The organism is Frankia umida, assembly GCF_023242945.1.
Taxonomy (GTDB): domain Bacteria; phylum Actinomycetota; class Actinomycetes; order Frankiales; family Frankiaceae; genus Frankia; species Frankia umida.
Genome location: NZ_JALKFT010000126.1, coordinates 1 through 304, shown reverse-complemented (window position 1 = coordinate 304; position 304 = coordinate 1). Strand labels below are relative to the sequence as shown.

Below are 304 nucleotides of genomic sequence, written 5' to 3'. Positions count from 1 at the left end.
GGCCCAGGTGCCCTTCTACTCCACCGTCACCACCACCCACCTCACCGACACCACCACCCTCACCCCCGAATACTGGTACACCAACCTCCGAAACACCGTCCAATACCACACCACCATCCAAAACCTCCTCCACCACGGCCACACCCTCTACCTCGAAACCAGCCCCCACCCCATCCTCACCCTCCCCACCCAGGAAACCCTCGACCACCACACCACCCCCGCCACCACCCACCCCACCCTCCACCGCACCCACCCCACCCTCACCCACTTCCACACCAACCTCGCCACCCTCCACACCCACGGC

The 304-nt window shown here is 65.5% G+C and carries 1 protein-coding gene; it reads left to right on the top strand.

The genetic code is table 11. The annotated features are described in order from the left end of the window. A partial coding sequence (locus tag MXD59_RS26080) for an acyltransferase domain-containing protein (RefSeq protein ID WP_248827212.1) occupies nt 1-304 on the top strand: 304 nt, incomplete at both ends.